This window comes from Priestia sp. FW507-14D1A (assembly GCF_058781295.1).
Genome location: NZ_JBYSWQ010000014.1, coordinates 31,805 through 47,225, shown reverse-complemented (window position 1 = coordinate 47,225; position 15,421 = coordinate 31,805). Strand labels below are relative to the sequence as shown.

Genomic DNA, 15,421 nt, shown 5'->3' with positions numbered 1-15,421 from the left:
AGTACAAGTGAAGGCGGATCTTCTGTAGGAAAGGCAAGTGCTCCTCTTCATGAAGAAATTCAAACTTCCGGTTACGGCGGAAGTACAAGTGAAGGCGGATCTTCTGTAGGAAAGGCAAGTGCTCCTCTTCATGAAGAAATTCAAACTTCCGGTTACGGTGGAAGTACAAGCGAAGGCGGATCTTCTGTAGGAAGTATGAGTACACCTGTTCATGAGGAAATTCAAGCTTCCGGTTACGGCGAAAGTACAAGTGAAGGTGGCTCTTCTGTAGAAAACGTAAGCTATCCTACACCAACAAGAGAACCTTCTACTTCCATGCCGACAGGGATGGATCAAGCACAAGCACAAGTGGCAGCTACACAGGAACCTCGTCAAGTAAAACAACCAATTGAACAAGACACAGTTCCTGCTTCAACAGAAGACATTCCAATGCCACATCAACATCGAACAGAAACACGTAATATTGCACAAGTGGTACGGGATAATGTCAAAGAGAGCGTAGGAAAGGTAAGAGAACGTATTGATAACTCACAGACGATTCATAAAACAAAACGTTCTTATCAGATTGGACGAAATACAGGACGAGATTTACGAAACCTTGGATCAAAGAAGCGAAATAAACCAGAAGAGAAGTAACAAGCGTTACTTCTCTTTTTTATGGAAAGGAGAAGAGTCATGGCAAACTATAACATTCCGAAAGAAATCTCTACGGAATTAAAGATTAATAAATCTCTTTATCTCTTTGATTTGCTGTTTATTATTGGCTTACTGATGGTCACGATGATGTTACGTTTTTTTATTCATCCAACGCTTCAAATTCCCTTTTATATCTTCATGGGCGTATTTGGTCTATTGATGATTGTTAGACCAAGTACGAACCCTAAAAAACGGATGTATAAGGCGTTATTGCTTACATTGGTACGAAAGAAGAGCACGTATTGTGCCATAGATCGGGATCAAGAATAAAGGAGGGTATGATTGATGGCATTATTTAATGAAAGAATCCTAGAAAAAGAGAAACCTATTTTAAAAGAAAAAAAGGCAAGTACCTCCCTTCTCTTTGATGAAAAGGAACTGGATAAACAGATTGCTCGTACAAAGAAAAAGAATCCTTTTTCTCTGTTACAACTTCCAAAGGCTGAAAAGGAAAAAAAGAAAGAGAAGCTACCGGAGGTAAAGAAAAGTGTAGCTGATATTATTCCTATCATCGATCAAACGGATAGTGGGTTATTTCAACTAAAGGATGAGGGAGGCTTTTTTGGGATCTGGCAACTTCAGAGTACAGATATCAATGCCATGCATGACCAAGAGGCAGGGCGCAACATCTATACATTGGCGAAAACATATCAGGGCGACAAAGATCCGTTTAAAATTATCTCATTAAACTTGCCTGTTTCCACACAAAAGCAACAACAGTATCTTGAGAAAAAAATTCGAGAGGCTAACAATGCGTTATCGCTTCGATTCTTACGAAAAAAGTTAAAAGAACTTCAATATTTAGAATGGGGGCGAACCAATCGAGAATACTTTCTTTTCCTATATGGACCGACTGAACTGGCTGTAAAAGAACGAAAAGACCAATTTATGCGAGATATTCAACTGGCTATCCCTCTGTTACCTGTTTCGGATGAAAAACAGATTAACCTTCTTTACAAACTCTACAATCAAAACGCCAAGCTTGGTAATAAACAATAAGAAAGGATGATAAAACCATGATAACTTTACCTTTTGGTAAAAAAGAGAAAACACCTCAAGAGATCAAGCAGAAAAAAGGATACAATCCTCATTTTGTGGCACAGATTCAACCACAAGGGGGCGTGAGCTTTAAAGAAAACCTCGTTCGAAACGGAGATGGATATTCGACTTGCATTCATATTTATGAGTACCCAACGAACGTGAATGATTTTTGGCTGGAACCGATCATGAATATGCCCAATGCCATTACTACCTTAGATGTGGTAAGCGATGAGCGAAAACAAGTCGTAGAAGCCATCAATAAAAATATGTCGGAACAAAATGCACGGCATGTAAATGCCAAAGAAAACATTGATCGTATGGATGCCCAAGAACAGTATTTAGATATGAAAGAGCTATACCGTCAAGTCACAAATGGTGAAGTGATTAAACGAATACACCTTCGCATTTATATTGCAGAAAAAACGATTCCTGACTTAGAAAAGCGATTAAAAGAAGTCATTCATCATCTGGAAACGCATAACTTCAGAGGATCCATTTTCTTAAATGAACAAGAGTATGAGTGGGAATCGTTAGTGACGCATTTTGACATACAGAAGAAATACCCTAATAAGCGAAAAGGAAAGGAAATCCCCGCATTAGCACTAGCTGGAGGGTTTCCTTTTCATTTTACACACCTAGATGATCCATACGGCACGTATCAAGGGACAACTCGTACAGGTGGCAGCGTCATTTTTGATTTGTTTCATAAAGATCAACAACGAAAAAGTTATAATGCGGTGTTGATGGGTTTAATGGGCGCAGGTAAGTCCACGTTTTTAAAAAAAGTCACCACAGATAATGCCATTAAAGGCTATAAAATTCGAGGGTTCGATATTGTAGGAGAGTTTGAAAGTCTCGTCAGAGAATTAGGAGGAAAACAGATTGCCCTAGATGGATCGGAAGGGCAAATTAATCCTTTACAGGTATTTAAAACACATGAGCATGAGATTAATAGCTTTACGCAGCATTTATCTAAACTAACCGTTTTTTATCGCTTTATTGCACCAGAAGCAAAAGATGATGAATTAAAAGAGTATGAAAAGCTCCTTCGTAAACTCTATATTCAAAAGCAGTTATGGAACGATGAAAAAGGCGCAAGTAATCACATTACAGGGCTTTCACCAGAAGCCTATCCAACGTTTAGTGAGTTTCTACACCTCATTCGAAAAGAGTTATATACCGATGAGAAAACAAGAGAACACCATCCGAACTTAGGAGAGTATCGAAAACGTAGACTTGAGCTCATCGAGCTGAATATTGAAAACTTGGTTGAAACATACGCTCATTTGTTTGATGGGATTTCAACCATTGAAGATTTTAACGACGAGCAAGTCGTATTTTTCTCCATCCGTCATTTATCGAAATTAAAAGATGAAATTGCACAAGCACAGCTTTTCAACGTCATGAGTTTATTATGGGATGGTATGCTGCAGAATGGTGAACCACAATTGGCAGCCTATACAAAAGGGACATTATCCTTTGAAGATGCCATTCGTTATTTGATTGTCATCGACGAGGCGCACCACATTGTGAACACGAAAAAGGGCAATGAACATGCCTTAGATTTCCTAACAGAGTTTAGTCGAGAAGCACGTAAATACTTTGCAGGCTTGATTTATGCGAGTCATTTAATCAGTGACTTTGTGCCAGATGGATCGGAACAAACAGCGATTGAAAAAATTAAAAAGCTTTTTGATTTAACGCAATATAAATTCATCATGCAGCAAGATGATAACAACTTAGATACGATTCAACGAGTGTTTAAAACAGGGATTACGGACAGCGAATTGACTGAAATTCCGAAGCTACCAATTGGGGATGTGCTGCTTTGTATTAAGTCCGTAAAAAACATTTTGTTTCATATTGAAATCGATGAGGAAGAAAAAGTGCTGTACGGTGGAGGTGCATAAGTCTTGCATATCGTTTTACAGCTCATTCCCAAAAAATATTTGATTGGAGGCACGTTGATCCTGTTAGGATTATCGGGCCTCTTAATCATGAGTACGATTGTAGCCATTACTGGTGAATTTGAAAAAGACAGTCAACAAAGTGAGGTAACAGAGATTGAAGGCGGAGGCATTGGCGTAGGAACGGCTAATGTGTCACCAGAAGTCATGAAGTATCAACCCTTGCTTGAAAAATACGCACAAAAACATGGGTTAGATGCCTCGTATGTGCCGATTATGATGGCACTTATGATGCAAGAAAGTGGAGGACGAGGCAATGATCCCATGCAAAGCAGTGAGTCATTTTGTGGCTCGGTTGGATGTATTTCTAGTCCTGAATTATCGATCGATAAAGGAGTTTTACATTTTAAAAGTGTCCTAGAAAAAGCGCATTATGATTTGAAGCTTTGCCTTCAGTCCTACAATTTTGGCGGTGGATTTATCAATTATGTCATGAAAAATGGAGGGAAATATACACCAGAGTTAGCGATTTCTTTTTCACAATCGCAATATCAAAAAGTAAAACATACTGGTATTTATCACTGTGTCCGTCCCGAAATGGTACCCTATCAAGCTTGCTATGGCGATGCCAAGTATGTTGATGCCGTGCTGAAATATTACACCGGAACGATTACAGCTGATGGAAAACCAGCAGCTCCTGCAAGTGGTGGAAGTGGCGGTAAATCGGGTGTGAAAGTGATTGATGCAGGCAAAACGTTGATTGGTAAAACACGCTATGTCTTTGGGGGTGGACGCTCTCAATCTGATATTAACGCAGGACGTTTTGATTGTTCAAGTTTTGTCAGATGGGCATTCGAACAGGTAGGAATGAATGTTGGTCCAATGTCGGGCGTAACAACCGATACACTCAAAACACAAGGGCAAGCAATTAATCCAAAAGACATGAAGCCTGGGGATGTGGTGTTTTTTGATACCTATAAGATAGACGGTCACGTTGGGATAGTGCGCCCTTAAGGGCTCGAAAGGATTCTACCCTAGCAAGGTAGTAGGCAAAGAACACAAATAGTCTATCGTCACCTAACTTATCCGGATGGGAAACCAATGGGGAGTGTAGCATGTTAGGAAAGCTATAAGTTACCAAGTTGCCATGGTAAGACTGAATAGCAAGACGAAATGTTGTAAATAAGGATGAAAGCTAAACTGCTTGAATGACAGCCCGAGCGAGTATAACGTGGCTTACGACGAAAGGTAACTAGAAGACGTCGTATAACTCTAAGGAAAGACTAATATATGCCGAGTCTTTGCGAGTGTTTTAAGAGTTACGCAGCCCTAATGAAGGGAAAAGGACGAACGTCACATCCGACATTATAACAAGCTATCCTTAGAGTGCTAAAAGGGGATTACCTAAGTTGAAATGCCCAATGAAAAAGGCTATTGAGGATGATACCAAGTGGTAAAAAGCGAGGTATGTGGCTCATGAAAATTCAATAAGGTAACGGAGTTTCCATAGTAGTCAGAGATGGGGAAAGCCTATTACGAGGCGAAGGGAAACAGCTTAATCGTTTAATACAACATATGGAGGGAGCGTGAGGCTTCTTGAGAAGTCCAAATAACGTATTAAACAGTCTAGCTTCCAAATCTAATGATTCCACCTATAAGTTTAAGCGTCTCTATAGGAACTTATATAACCCCGAGTTTTACTATATTGCATATCAAAAGATGTATGCAAAAGAAGGAAATATGACTCAAGGGACAGATGGAAAAACTATAGATGGAATGAGTATCAAACGCATAGACAATCTCATTGAAGCGTTAAAGACTGAATCTTATCAACCCAAACCAGTTAGAAGAGTATATATCCCGAAGAAGAACGGGAATCGTAGACCACTAGGTATCCCTTCAATAGAAGACAAATTAATACAAGAAATAATTAGAATGATACTTGAGTCTATATATGAAGGCACATTCTCTAAATTTTCGCATGGCTTCAGACCTCAAAAAAGCTGTCATACAGCGTTGATGCAAATCAAAACACATTTCGATGGTGCAAGATGGTTTGTAGAAGGTGACATTGAAAGTTTTTTTGATAATATCAACCATCATAAGCTTATACAGATACTCAGGAAAAGAATTCATGACGAAAAATTTATCAATTTAATTTGGAAATTTCTTCGAGCAGGATACTTGGAAAATTGGGAATATCATAAAACGTATAGTGGCACACCGCAAGGTGGAATTATTAGTCCTATCCTAGCAAATGTTTATCTTAATGAGTTTGATAAATATGTAGAACAACTCGTACTGAAATTTAACAAGGGTACTAAAAGAAAGCCGAGTTCTGAATACAAAAGAATCTGTAACAAAATAGGTAGAATAAGAAACATTTTGCGAAATGACGAACTTAGTACAGATAAACAAAGGGATATCATTCTGATGATTAAAGAGCTGAGAGAGGAACGGAGTAAGATACCTGTTGTAAAACCCAATGACGAAGACTTTAAAAGAATGTACTACACAAGGTATGCAGATGACTTCTTGATAGGAATGATTGGGAGTAAGCAAGAGGCACAACAAGTAAAACAAAAACTAACTAAATTTCTTAAGGAAGAACTTCAATTAAATCTCTCACAAGAAAAGACACTAATTACGCACTCGAGTAAACCAGCTCAATTCTTAGGATATGACGTGATGGTATCGCGAAATCAAGATCGGAAAATGTGTAAGGACGGACGGATGAGAAGGTCTAAATCTTACACATGCACACTATACGTACCACATAAAAAATGGGTTGATAAGTTAAAAGATTTAAGGGTCTTAAAAATAACGCCAGATGGCACTTGGAAACCAGTTCACAGAACCAGTCTCATAGATCTAGACGATTTAGAGATTCTCCGAATCTATAACGCCCAAATTAGAGGAATGTACAATTACTACAGGTTAGCTAAGAATGTAAGTGTGCTTAATAAGTTTTACTACCATATGAAATATAGCATGTATAAAACGTTCGCTAACAAATATAAAACAACCATAAAGAAAATCACTAGGAAATACTGTGAAAATGGAGTATTTACAGTGACCTATTCCACAAAAAAAGGTCTACAGAAATGTACTCTATACTCAGACGGCTTCACCTGCAATCCATCTGTAAAAGACAATTCGACCACCGATTTATTAGTGAACGAGCAGAAGAATAAAGGTGAAACAAGTCTAATAGATAGGCTTAAAGCGACAACATGCGAGTGGTGTGGTAAAACAAATTCTCCCCTTGAAATGCATCATGTTAGAAAAATCAAAGATTTAAAAGGGAAAGCAAAGTGGGAAAAGTGGATGATTGGAAGACAAAGAAAAACTGTAGCACTGTGTCTAAAGTGTCATCGAGACCTGCACAATGGAAAGCTAGACTAAGGTTAAGTGGAGAGCCGTATACACCGAGAGGTGTACGTACGGTTCGGAGGGAAGTTCTTGGAAACCTATCATAGTAATATGAAAAGGCGCTGGGTTCTTACCTTACTACGTTGGCAATAATCAGTTTTTAGGCTGCCAAGGAAAAACAGGTGTAGCCATCGCAAGTATGGCAAAAGGAACGTATTTTGGTGAACGATTCAATGGAAGAGTAAAACGATTTTAAAAGGAGAAAAGGCGATGAAAAATAAAGCAGCACTACTATTTGGAGCGCTTGCCGTTGTGGTGGCAGGCGTAACCATTTTCAACATTTACCTGAACCACAATATCTCCAACACAACAGCTTCGAAACAAATTCAAGTCACGAATGAAAGCTTACAAGAAGAAAATAAAGAGTTAAAAAAACAACTACGTGAAGTTCGCCCTTCTGCCCAAGAACAACAAAAACGAGATTACTTGAATACGGTTCATCAATTCATCGATGTGTCTTATCATCGTGAAAAAGAAGGATTTGAGGAACGAAAGAAGGTTGCAAAATCCATCATGGACAAAGAGCTTTATGAGCAATTTTATCCTTCTGAAAAGTTCGTATATGGAGATAGTTACACTTCAGTTCCAAACGATGTACAGCTTTATGTACAACAATATGATGGAGGGCAAGAAGAGGTCGAAGTCATTGCTGAATTTACGAATCATCTTGTCATAAAAGATGAGAATGTCGACGATCAAACGCATGACATTATTAAAGTTTCTCTACGGAAAGAAGAGAATAAATGGGTGGTTTATAGTATCGAAGAATTGAAAACAGAAATCATGAAATGAGGTGGAGCAGATGGCATTGAAGAAGCAATTTGAAGATTATCGATTTAATTTAAATCGCAATCGGTCATGGAAGTATACAGCCGTGTTGATCTTTTTCTTTATCGGTTTTTTATCCTTACTGACATCAAAATTCTATTTAAAAACGGAAGATCCTTTGTATCATACCAAAACCTATGAGGCAGTTTCTTCTAACATAACAGGAACCGTCACGATTGAAAATCGTGTGTATCATCCGGCTAATGGCTCACTGGATATGGTGATCAAAATGGATCAAACAGATGAAGAGGAAGTAAGCTTTGTTGCACAAGAAAAAGCGAATCCAAACATCAAATTACCTGTTCATTTATTGTATGAAGATGATGGCTATTATGTGGTGAGAATCAGTGATCTATCTCCAAATTGGGAAGCACTTGCCTTTGATCTGTATCAAGAAAATGAAGAAAAAGAAACGGTAAATGTGGATGATGTAACGAGTGATTCAGAAACAGATTCAACAGAGGAAATAGACGCTCATGCGTTAATTACGACACTCTATTCTGACCAACGAAAAACAAAAAGTGAAGCAGGAAAAGGAACAAAAACTAAACAAGAATATGCGCTTTTGGTCAATGATTTAGAGAAACAGCTTGTCAAAAAGAAAATGAAAAACTATGAAAAAGCCATCACAGTAGAAGCCAAACATAAACGTCAAACGCAACAAGAAATGAACGAGTTACAACGTGATATGAAGTACCAAGTACAGGAGGAAAAAGCCGATACAGAATCAAAAATTGCGATAAAAAAGGATGCCATTCAATCGAGTGATGCAAGCATTCAGCTCTATAAAGATGAACAAAAAAGTTTACAAGAAAAGCTTCAAAAATTGAGTGAAAAGCAACAAGATTTAGCCATGAAGTGAAAAAACACATGTTAACAGTAGGTCAACATGTGTTTTTTTGAGGTTCACAGTAGGTTCACATCACTGATTTTTTATGTTAACAGTAGGTTCACTTGGCAGGGTTTAGGTCAACAGTAGGTTCACATTCAACAGGTTTTCTTGTACCCACGGTTTCGCTAGGCTCTGCCTAGCCCCACACCTATGGTGGGGGCAAAAAACCCTTATGCTCTTCTCTCTTTTTAAGGGGAAGAGCACTACTACAAAAGAGAGGTCGGATAAAATGGAAATTAAAATTCGATATGTTGATCCAGTTGCACTTAAAAAAATTGATAAAATCGCAAAAGAAAAAAAGATTTCTCGGCAAGAATTTTTAAAAGGTCAGATTGAAACACTGGCAGTTTTTCAAGAACAAAAAGATCGTGAAGCAGAGCTAGAACGTCTCATTGATCGGAATATAAAGATGATGGAAAGGTGTGCAGTTGCAATTGAAACAATCAATGGATTTATTGAAGATATGATGGGAGAAGGTGAGGAATGAGTACATCTCCTGTTATTCCAGGCGTAGTGTTGAAAACAAAATTTGTTACATCTGATAAGAAAGCTTTTCAAGATTATGTCGATTATGTAGATCGTGATGATGCGAAAAAAGAACAGCATACACATGAGAAACTGTTTACTCTTTATCAAGATTATATGGATAACCCTGATAAGACATCTTCGTTGTTTACCGAACAGTCAAATCAATTGAATGACGAGGAGAAAAAACAATTAAAAAAGGTGTTTGAAAAAGCACAGAAAAATAACAGTATTATGTGGCAAGATGTCATTACATTTCATAACCCGTGGCTCCAAGAAAATGGTTTATATGATGCTGATACTCATACAGTGGATGAGAAAAAATTAATGGATATTACCCGTGAGTCTATGAAGGAAATGCTTAAAAGGGAAAGGCTAAATGAGTCGGCTGTTTGGTCAGCTGCCATTCACTACAATACAGGAAACATTCATATTCATATTGCGACAGTAGAACCACAACCTACTCGTGAACGAGGCAAAAGAAAGCCTAAAACATTGGATGCGATGAAATCAACAGTCGTGAATCAAATTTTAAATCGAGGTGAGCAGCACCAAAAAATAAATGAGTTAATTCGAAAGGATATGGTCGGGAAAAAGAAACAGGATTCTTCATTAAGGTGGAAGAATCGTGACATTCAACCATTGTTTCTACAAATCTATAATCATCTTCCAGAAGATAAAAGGCAGTGGCAATATAGTTACCGAACATTAAAACCAATGAAGCCATTTATTGATGTGTTGAGTCAAAAATATATTGAAAAGTATCATCGCAATGAGTATCAACAATTACTTGGAAAATTAGATAAAGAAGTAGAGGAATTAAAGAAAGCATATGGAGAAGGAAAGGTTGATGAGAAACGATACAAGAACTACAAGCAAACAAAAATAGATGATCTCTATAAGCGAATGGGAAATGCTTTTTTAAAAGAAATGAAGGATTACGATAAGCAGCAGCAACAGATTAAAAGAATGATAGAAAGCCGAAAACAATCAAAACGTCCTGCAAATTTCAATCAACATGTCTCCATGCACTTTGCGTTAAAAAAGATGGAAAGAGCGTTTAAATCAGAATATGACAGTTGGAAGAACCAAAAACATTATGAGCAATTGCAAAAAGATATTGAACATAATGGAGAAGCTGAAAGGGGTTATGAATGATGGAGAAACATCGACGTACCATTTCATTAGATACGAAAACAGATGAATATATTCAAGCCTATATGGAAGAACATCACTTTCGTTTTCCTGGGGAAGCCATTATGGATATTTGCCAAAAGTATCAAGAAACCAAGGAAAAGGAATGGTCATTACAATATATTTCGGAAGTGGTCAGCAATAACTTACATCAGGTTTTAAAAGATGAATTAACAAGAATTCGTCTTGGGGCAAATAGTGCTGATAAAAACACACAAATTTTAATTGAATATATGAACGGTCTTTTCTTCCATCACGGTTTTGATGGATTAATGACAACCGATTTACAAGAGTTAGATAGCACAAAGGTTGCGAAGGAAGCTGTTGAGAAGCGTATTGCAAATCAACGTCAAAAACGGATTGATTGGGAAGAGTCCAAAGGGAAACAACCATCTTAATGATGGATTTATATAAAGGTAGTTTTAAACATGTAGAGGAGGAATCAAATATGTTTTTTAACAAAGATTTAGTGTTAGCTTCGATTAAAGCTGTAGGAGAGGATCATGCTATTGTACAGTATCAAGACAAAGAAGTAGAGGTGAATTTAAGTCCAGAAGAAGCGAAGGAGTTTCATCAATATGTGGTGCATCAGGAAAATATGTTGGTGCCAATGAATATTAAAACACAGAAGCTTTTTGTGGATTTAGAGGAGCCTTGGTATGAACAAGAATTAGAAGAGCTCAAGGGGATCTCCTATCGAGAAGAGGAGGGAGAAGATGAGTAAAGCCTATACAAAGAAATCAGCCGAAGATAAGCGTAAAGAGGTGGAGGAGCTAACTAAAGGGATGGAGAAAAAGGTGGAGCAACATTTTCATTCTGCCGAAGAATTAAAAGACTACTTATCTTTTATGGGTAAGTTTTATCAATACTCCATGTCGAACACAGCTCTTATTCAAGAACAGTTCTTTGGTGCTCAAGCTGTTGGATCATTTAAGTTTTGGAAGGATAAAGGGTTCTCTGCCAATAAAGGGGAAAAGGGTATTAAAATTCTAGTTCCAAATAAAACGGTTCCCAAATTTAAAGATGAAAATGGGAAGTTAAAGTCTATTAATAAAGCTACTCCTCAAGAAAAAAAGCTCATTCAAGAGGGGAAAAAAGAAGTTACTCAAGGCCGACTGTACTTTTCAGTCGGCCATGTTTTTGAGATTTCACAAACAAATGCAAAAGCAAGTGATTTACCTAAGATTTTCCCGAATCGTTGGTTAGAAGGCAACGTGGAGGACTACAAGGCACTTTATAAAGGGATGGAAGCCATTGCCGAAAAGAATGGTATTTCTATTATTCAACCAAAAGAGGAGCTTGGCGCTGCAAAAGGAGTTTCATATACATTAACAAAAGAAGTTGCGTTAAATCCTCGTAACTCTGAGCGTCAAAATGTAAAAACTTTGGTGCATGAGTTAGCTCATGCGAAACTTCATACCAAAGAGACACATCTAAACTATACAGCTGCCGAAAAAGAGTTTCAGGCAGAAATGACAGCCTATACGGTTTCCTCTTATTTTGGAATTAACACCAGTTCTTATTCGTTGGATTACTTGTCACATTGGACGAAAGGAAAGAGCTTTGAAGATAAAACGAAGCTTTTAAAAGAAGTACATGAAACGTCTGTTGGCTTTATTGAAACAATCGAAGAAACGTTGGTAAAAGAACGAGAAAAAAATCAATCACCAGAAAAAAGCGATGAAAAACAGCAGCAATCAGATCCTCTTTCTTCTGAAAATGTACAAGAGAAAATGAAAGAAGGATATGAAGATTATAAACAAAAGCAGCAACAGGAATCGGCACAAAATGTAGATAGTATTTTAGATCGTGTCACAGCTGAAGAGAAATATTATTCAACCAAAACCCAAGCGATCAAAAATGGATGGATGACAAAGGAGGAAGTCGTGAAACTTGAACATCAGATTGATTCAACCATGACTAAAAACGAAAAGGGGGTCATGAATGGTCAAATTCAGGAACAATCTCTTACTTTTCAAGACCGTATGGAAGTGGGCAGTCAAATGCAATTCCAAAAACGTACAGGCACCGTCAAAAAGAAAAAAGAAGAACAGGAACTCGAAAGGTAAGGGAGCATAAAAAGCTCTCTTTTTTATTGTCCAAATACTACTTTAATGGAGGAATTTATGATGAAAAAAATTACGTCTCTTTCAAATGACCAATTTAAAACGCTTGTTTCCGATAAACGAGAATTAAAGAAGTTTATGAAGCACCCACAAAATGAAAAAATTGAGGCAGATTGGGCAAACATCAGTGAGAAACAGCTGCATGACATCCCTTCTGGTGCTGTTTACTTAACACAATCAGCTCTAGGAGAGGAAAAACCGCAGGTTTTACTTGTTTCTACGGATGAAAAAGGGCAAAAACAAGCCTATAAAAGTGAAACAACAGTTGATTTTTTGAGAAGTCATGATGTGAATCCTGTTTTAGAGAAAGATCGAGAAACGCAGCTCAAAACAAGCTATCTTACATTTTTACAAGCTCATGAAAAAGAAAAGCCTCAAGATATTGATAGTATGTTAGCCCGTGTGAACGCAGAAAACGATTATGTGATGTTGAAATCAAGTGCTTTAAAGGAAAAACAGTTCACCCCTGACCAATTGAAAGGAATGGAAAATGAACTTTCTCATCAGTTTCAAGCACGAAAACAAGCACAAGAAAAGGAGCAATATCAAGACGATTACAAACAAGAAGTGCTAGAAGTTATGCAGCAGCCTAGTGAAGAAACACAGTATAAGCAGCTATTTAAACAAAGCTTGCTGGCCCAATTAGGCATATCAGATGAAAAAGAGTCTTCTAAAGAAGTGAAAAAGGAAGCTGAATTAGAAAAGGCTCCTGTCGAAAAGCAGCTCAAACAAGAAACACCTCAAGAGAAAGAACAGCGTTTGGCCAAAATGAAGGAATTTGAACAAAAGCACTCTTTTGATAAGGTGTACAAATTAAAAAAAGAAGTGTTGCGGGAATTAAAAGAGCTGAATTTGACTGATTCTCAACGTGAGAAATTAACCAAACTTGAAAAGGCTTTGGACACAGAGCAAAAGGATCATGACAAGCAGAAAAAAGAAGAGAAATCACAAAATGGATTTACAAAGTTTTTTGCACGGAATAATGGAGCAAATTCTTCAAAAAAACAGAAAGAGACACAAGAAATAGAACGTTAAAAAAAGCAAAAGTTTAGACGGAATGGGAGGGCTGAAAAGCTCTCCTTTTTCATATCGTGGAGTGAAGGAGGGATTAGATGGGAGAACGAAAACATGTCAAGGAGGAGGAGGTTATGAAGGCGAGAGATATTGATTTGTTGTCGTATCTGGAAGCCAAAGGCGAAACCTTTGTAAAAGAAGGAAAGTATTATCGTCATACGGAACATGATAGCTTACTCATCAAAGGAAATATGTACGCTTGGAATAGCCGGAATGAAAAAGGATACGGAGCGATCAGTTTCGCTCAAATGTATTATGGGATGTCTTTTCCACAAGCTGTATTAGATATCAATAAAGGCGATTATAAAGAGCTTTCTCAGTCGCATAGGCAACCGTCGGTTTCACCATCAAAAGAGCCTTTTCGCTATCCAAAAGAGTTAGAAGTAAAGGATCAAAGCAAAATAAAAGACTATCTCATAAAAGAACGTAAAATAGATTCTCGGTTAGTTGACTGGCTTCTTCAAAAAGATTTAATCGCCCAGGACAAACGGAACAATGTCGTGTTTAAATGGCGTGAACATGGAGGTAAAGGAAAGGTAATTGGGGCGGATCGGCAAGGTACAGCTTCTATAAGCAATAAGCGTGGTTCCTTTAAACAAGTCTTACCGAACGATAACCCACATACAGGCTTTTCAGTTGATGTTGGTCGCCCCAATAAGATTCATTTTTTCGAAAGTCCAATTGATTTGTTTTCTTATTGGAGTATACAAGAAAACCAATTGCAGAATACACGCCTTATTAGTATGAATGGTTTAAAGCCTAAAACCGTTGCACAGTCTTATATTGAAGCTCGAAGAGAAGGCTTAGGTATTAAAGAAATGGTGTTAGCTGTCGACAATGACCAAGGAGGAAAAGAATTTATTGACAAAATGAACCAAATCGTTAATGCTGATTTAATAAGAGCAGATATTCCAAAGGGAGCGAAAGATTGGAACGAAGAGTTAAAGAAGAATGGGAAAAGCATTCAACCTGTGGCATCACGTCTCCGGAATAAACAAACTGAACAGGAGCTTTCAATGAATGGATAAAGTGTTTCAAGGTGTATTTTACCTCTTTCTTATCATGATTTTAGTGAAACTTTCTCAATTTGCTTACCGTGTCCTTCGTGAACGGAGGTATATGAAAGAGTTAGCCCAATCGGGTATGCCCTATATTGATAAAATGGATGGTTATCAGTTTGAAATTTATTTGCAGGCCCTTTTCCAACAGTTAGGATATAAACCTCAAGTAACCAAAAAGTCTGGTGACTTTGGGGCTGATTTAGTGATGAAAGGCAAAGAAAAAATTGTCATTCAAGCTAAACGATATGGAATTAAAAATCGGGTCAGTATTTCATCTGTACAAGAAGTGTATGGGGCAAAAGCGTATTATAAAGCGAATCAGGCGTGGGTTGTGACCAATAGTTATTTCACAAAACAAGCAAAAGAGCTGGCAGCTGCATGTGATGTGACTTTATTGGATCGGGCGGACCTTCAAAAGTTTATTAATGAAGTCAATCCCGTTTTTAAGGCACGGGAAATCTTTGAAAATATTACACCAGAACCTCGTAAATGTCCAAAATGTGGGCAAGATCTAGTCGTACGAGATGGGAATGGCACTCGCTTTTTTGGCTGTTCCTCTTTCCCTTCTTGTCGTCATACGGAAAAAATTAATAAGGAAGTAAGTAAGAGCAGACCTTCATTATAGTAAGGTCTGTTTTTTCTTGC

General features: G+C 37.6%; 15 protein-coding genes and 1 pseudogene. All 16 read left to right on the top strand.

Annotation, left to right across the window (positions count from 1 at the left end):
- Positions 1–636: hypothetical protein (locus tag AC3WJG_RS25250; RefSeq protein ID WP_492588837.1), on the top strand; the 636-nt coding region annotated here is incomplete at its 5' end.
- Positions 637–675: 39 nt separating this feature from the next.
- Positions 676–966: a DUF5592 family protein gene (locus AC3WJG_RS25245; protein ID WP_492588836.1), complete on the top strand. Its 291-nt coding sequence runs from the start codon at positions 676–678 to the stop codon at positions 964–966.
- Between the two features lie 15 nt (positions 967–981).
- Positions 982–1,695 carry a TraC-like domain-containing protein gene (locus AC3WJG_RS25240; protein WP_492588835.1) on the top strand — a complete coding sequence of 238 codons (714 nt, stop codon included), beginning with the start codon at positions 982–984 and terminating at the stop codon, positions 1,693–1,695.
- Positions 1,696–1,712: 17 nt separating this feature from the next.
- Positions 1,713–3,647: a VirB4 family type IV secretion system protein gene (locus tag AC3WJG_RS25235; RefSeq protein ID WP_492588833.1), complete on the top strand. Its 1,935-nt coding sequence runs from the start codon at positions 1,713–1,715 to the stop codon at positions 3,645–3,647.
- 3 nt (positions 3,648–3,650) lie between these two features.
- Positions 3,651–4,658, top strand: a complete 1,008-nt coding sequence (locus tag AC3WJG_RS25230; protein ID WP_492588831.1) for a bifunctional lytic transglycosylase/C40 family peptidase — start codon at positions 3,651–3,653, stop codon at positions 4,656–4,658.
- 582 nt (positions 4,659–5,240) lie between these two features.
- Positions 5,241–7,049 carry a reverse transcriptase domain-containing protein gene (locus AC3WJG_RS25225; protein ID WP_154975141.1) on the top strand — a complete coding sequence of 603 codons (1,809 nt, stop codon included), beginning with the start codon at positions 5,241–5,243 and terminating at the stop codon, positions 7,047–7,049.
- Between the two features lie 237 nt (positions 7,050–7,286).
- Entirely contained in the window at positions 7,287–7,868 is a 582-nt protein-coding gene (locus tag AC3WJG_RS25220; RefSeq protein ID WP_492588829.1) for a YddI family membrane protein, read from the top strand.
- Positions 7,869–7,878: 10 nt separating this feature from the next.
- Entirely contained in the window at positions 7,879–8,766 is an 888-nt protein-coding gene (locus tag AC3WJG_RS25215) for a hypothetical protein (protein WP_492588827.1), read from the top strand.
- A gap of 259 nt (positions 8,767–9,025) precedes the next feature.
- A complete protein-coding gene (locus tag AC3WJG_RS25210; RefSeq protein ID WP_097812183.1) occupies positions 9,026–9,283 on the top strand; it encodes a hypothetical protein in 258 nt (85 codons plus the stop codon).
- On the top strand, positions 9,280–10,479 hold the full coding sequence (mobP2, locus tag AC3WJG_RS25205; protein WP_492588825.1) for a MobP2 family relaxase: 1,200 nt from the start codon (positions 9,280–9,282) through the stop codon (positions 10,477–10,479). Before AC3WJG_RS25210 ends, mobP2 begins: the two co-directional genes overlap by 4 nt.
- Complete coding sequence (locus AC3WJG_RS25200) at positions 10,479–10,913, top strand: hypothetical protein (RefSeq protein ID WP_280157706.1); 435 nt, start codon at positions 10,479–10,481, stop codon at positions 10,911–10,913. The genes mobP2 and AC3WJG_RS25200 overlap by 1 nt, the downstream gene beginning before the upstream one ends.
- A 50-nt stretch (positions 10,914–10,963) precedes the next feature.
- The gene (locus tag AC3WJG_RS25195) at positions 10,964–11,239 is read left to right on the top strand and encodes a hypothetical protein (RefSeq protein WP_492588823.1); all 276 of its coding nucleotides are present in this window, start codon (positions 10,964–10,966) and stop codon (positions 11,237–11,239) included.
- Positions 11,232–12,233: pseudogene (locus AC3WJG_RS25190) on the top strand (ImmA/IrrE family metallo-endopeptidase); the annotation flags it as partial. The gene AC3WJG_RS25195 and the pseudogene AC3WJG_RS25190, both read left to right, overlap by 8 nt.
- Before the next feature lie 408 nt (positions 12,234–12,641).
- On the top strand, positions 12,642–13,676 hold the full coding sequence (locus AC3WJG_RS25185; RefSeq protein WP_492588821.1) for a hypothetical protein: 1,035 nt from the start codon (positions 12,642–12,644) through the stop codon (positions 13,674–13,676).
- A gap of 77 nt (positions 13,677–13,753) precedes the next feature.
- Complete coding sequence (locus AC3WJG_RS25180; RefSeq protein WP_492588819.1) at positions 13,754–14,743, top strand: toprim domain-containing protein; 990 nt, start codon at positions 13,754–13,756, stop codon at positions 14,741–14,743.
- Positions 14,736–15,401, top strand: a complete 666-nt coding sequence (locus AC3WJG_RS25175) for a restriction endonuclease (RefSeq protein ID WP_492588817.1) — start codon at positions 14,736–14,738, stop codon at positions 15,399–15,401. Before AC3WJG_RS25180 ends, AC3WJG_RS25175 begins: the two co-directional genes overlap by 8 nt.
- The last annotated feature ends 20 nt before the right edge of the window (positions 15,402–15,421 follow it).

Bases quoted from the DNA above. Each gene is read 5' to 3' on its own strand.
- AC3WJG_RS25175 (WP_492588817.1), top strand. From the start codon at position 14,736: ATGGATAAAGTGTTTCAAGGTGTATTTTACCTCTTTCTTATCATGATT.
- AC3WJG_RS25235 (WP_492588833.1), top strand. From the start codon at position 1,713: ATGATAACTTTACCTTTTGGTAAAAAAGAGAAAACACCTCAAGAGATC.
- AC3WJG_RS25220 (WP_492588829.1), top strand. From the start codon at position 7,287: ATGAAAAATAAAGCAGCACTACTATTTGGAGCGCTTGCCGTTGTGGTG.
- AC3WJG_RS25210 (WP_097812183.1), top strand. From the start codon at position 9,026: ATGGAAATTAAAATTCGATATGTTGATCCAGTTGCACTTAAAAAAATT.
- mobP2 (WP_492588825.1), top strand. From the start codon at position 9,280: ATGAGTACATCTCCTGTTATTCCAGGCGTAGTGTTGAAAACAAAATTT.
- AC3WJG_RS25200 (WP_280157706.1), top strand. From the start codon at position 10,479: ATGGAGAAACATCGACGTACCATTTCATTAGATACGAAAACAGATGAA.
- AC3WJG_RS25240 (WP_492588835.1), top strand. From the start codon at position 982: ATGGCATTATTTAATGAAAGAATCCTAGAAAAAGAGAAACCTATTTTA.
- AC3WJG_RS25215 (WP_492588827.1), top strand. From the start codon at position 7,879: ATGGCATTGAAGAAGCAATTTGAAGATTATCGATTTAATTTAAATCGC.
- AC3WJG_RS25195 (WP_492588823.1), top strand. From the start codon at position 10,964: ATGTTTTTTAACAAAGATTTAGTGTTAGCTTCGATTAAAGCTGTAGGA.
- AC3WJG_RS25245 (WP_492588836.1), top strand. From the start codon at position 676: ATGGCAAACTATAACATTCCGAAAGAAATCTCTACGGAATTAAAGATT.
- AC3WJG_RS25180 (WP_492588819.1), top strand. From the start codon at position 13,754: ATGGGAGAACGAAAACATGTCAAGGAGGAGGAGGTTATGAAGGCGAGA.
- AC3WJG_RS25185 (WP_492588821.1), top strand. From the start codon at position 12,642: ATGATGAAAAAAATTACGTCTCTTTCAAATGACCAATTTAAAACGCTT.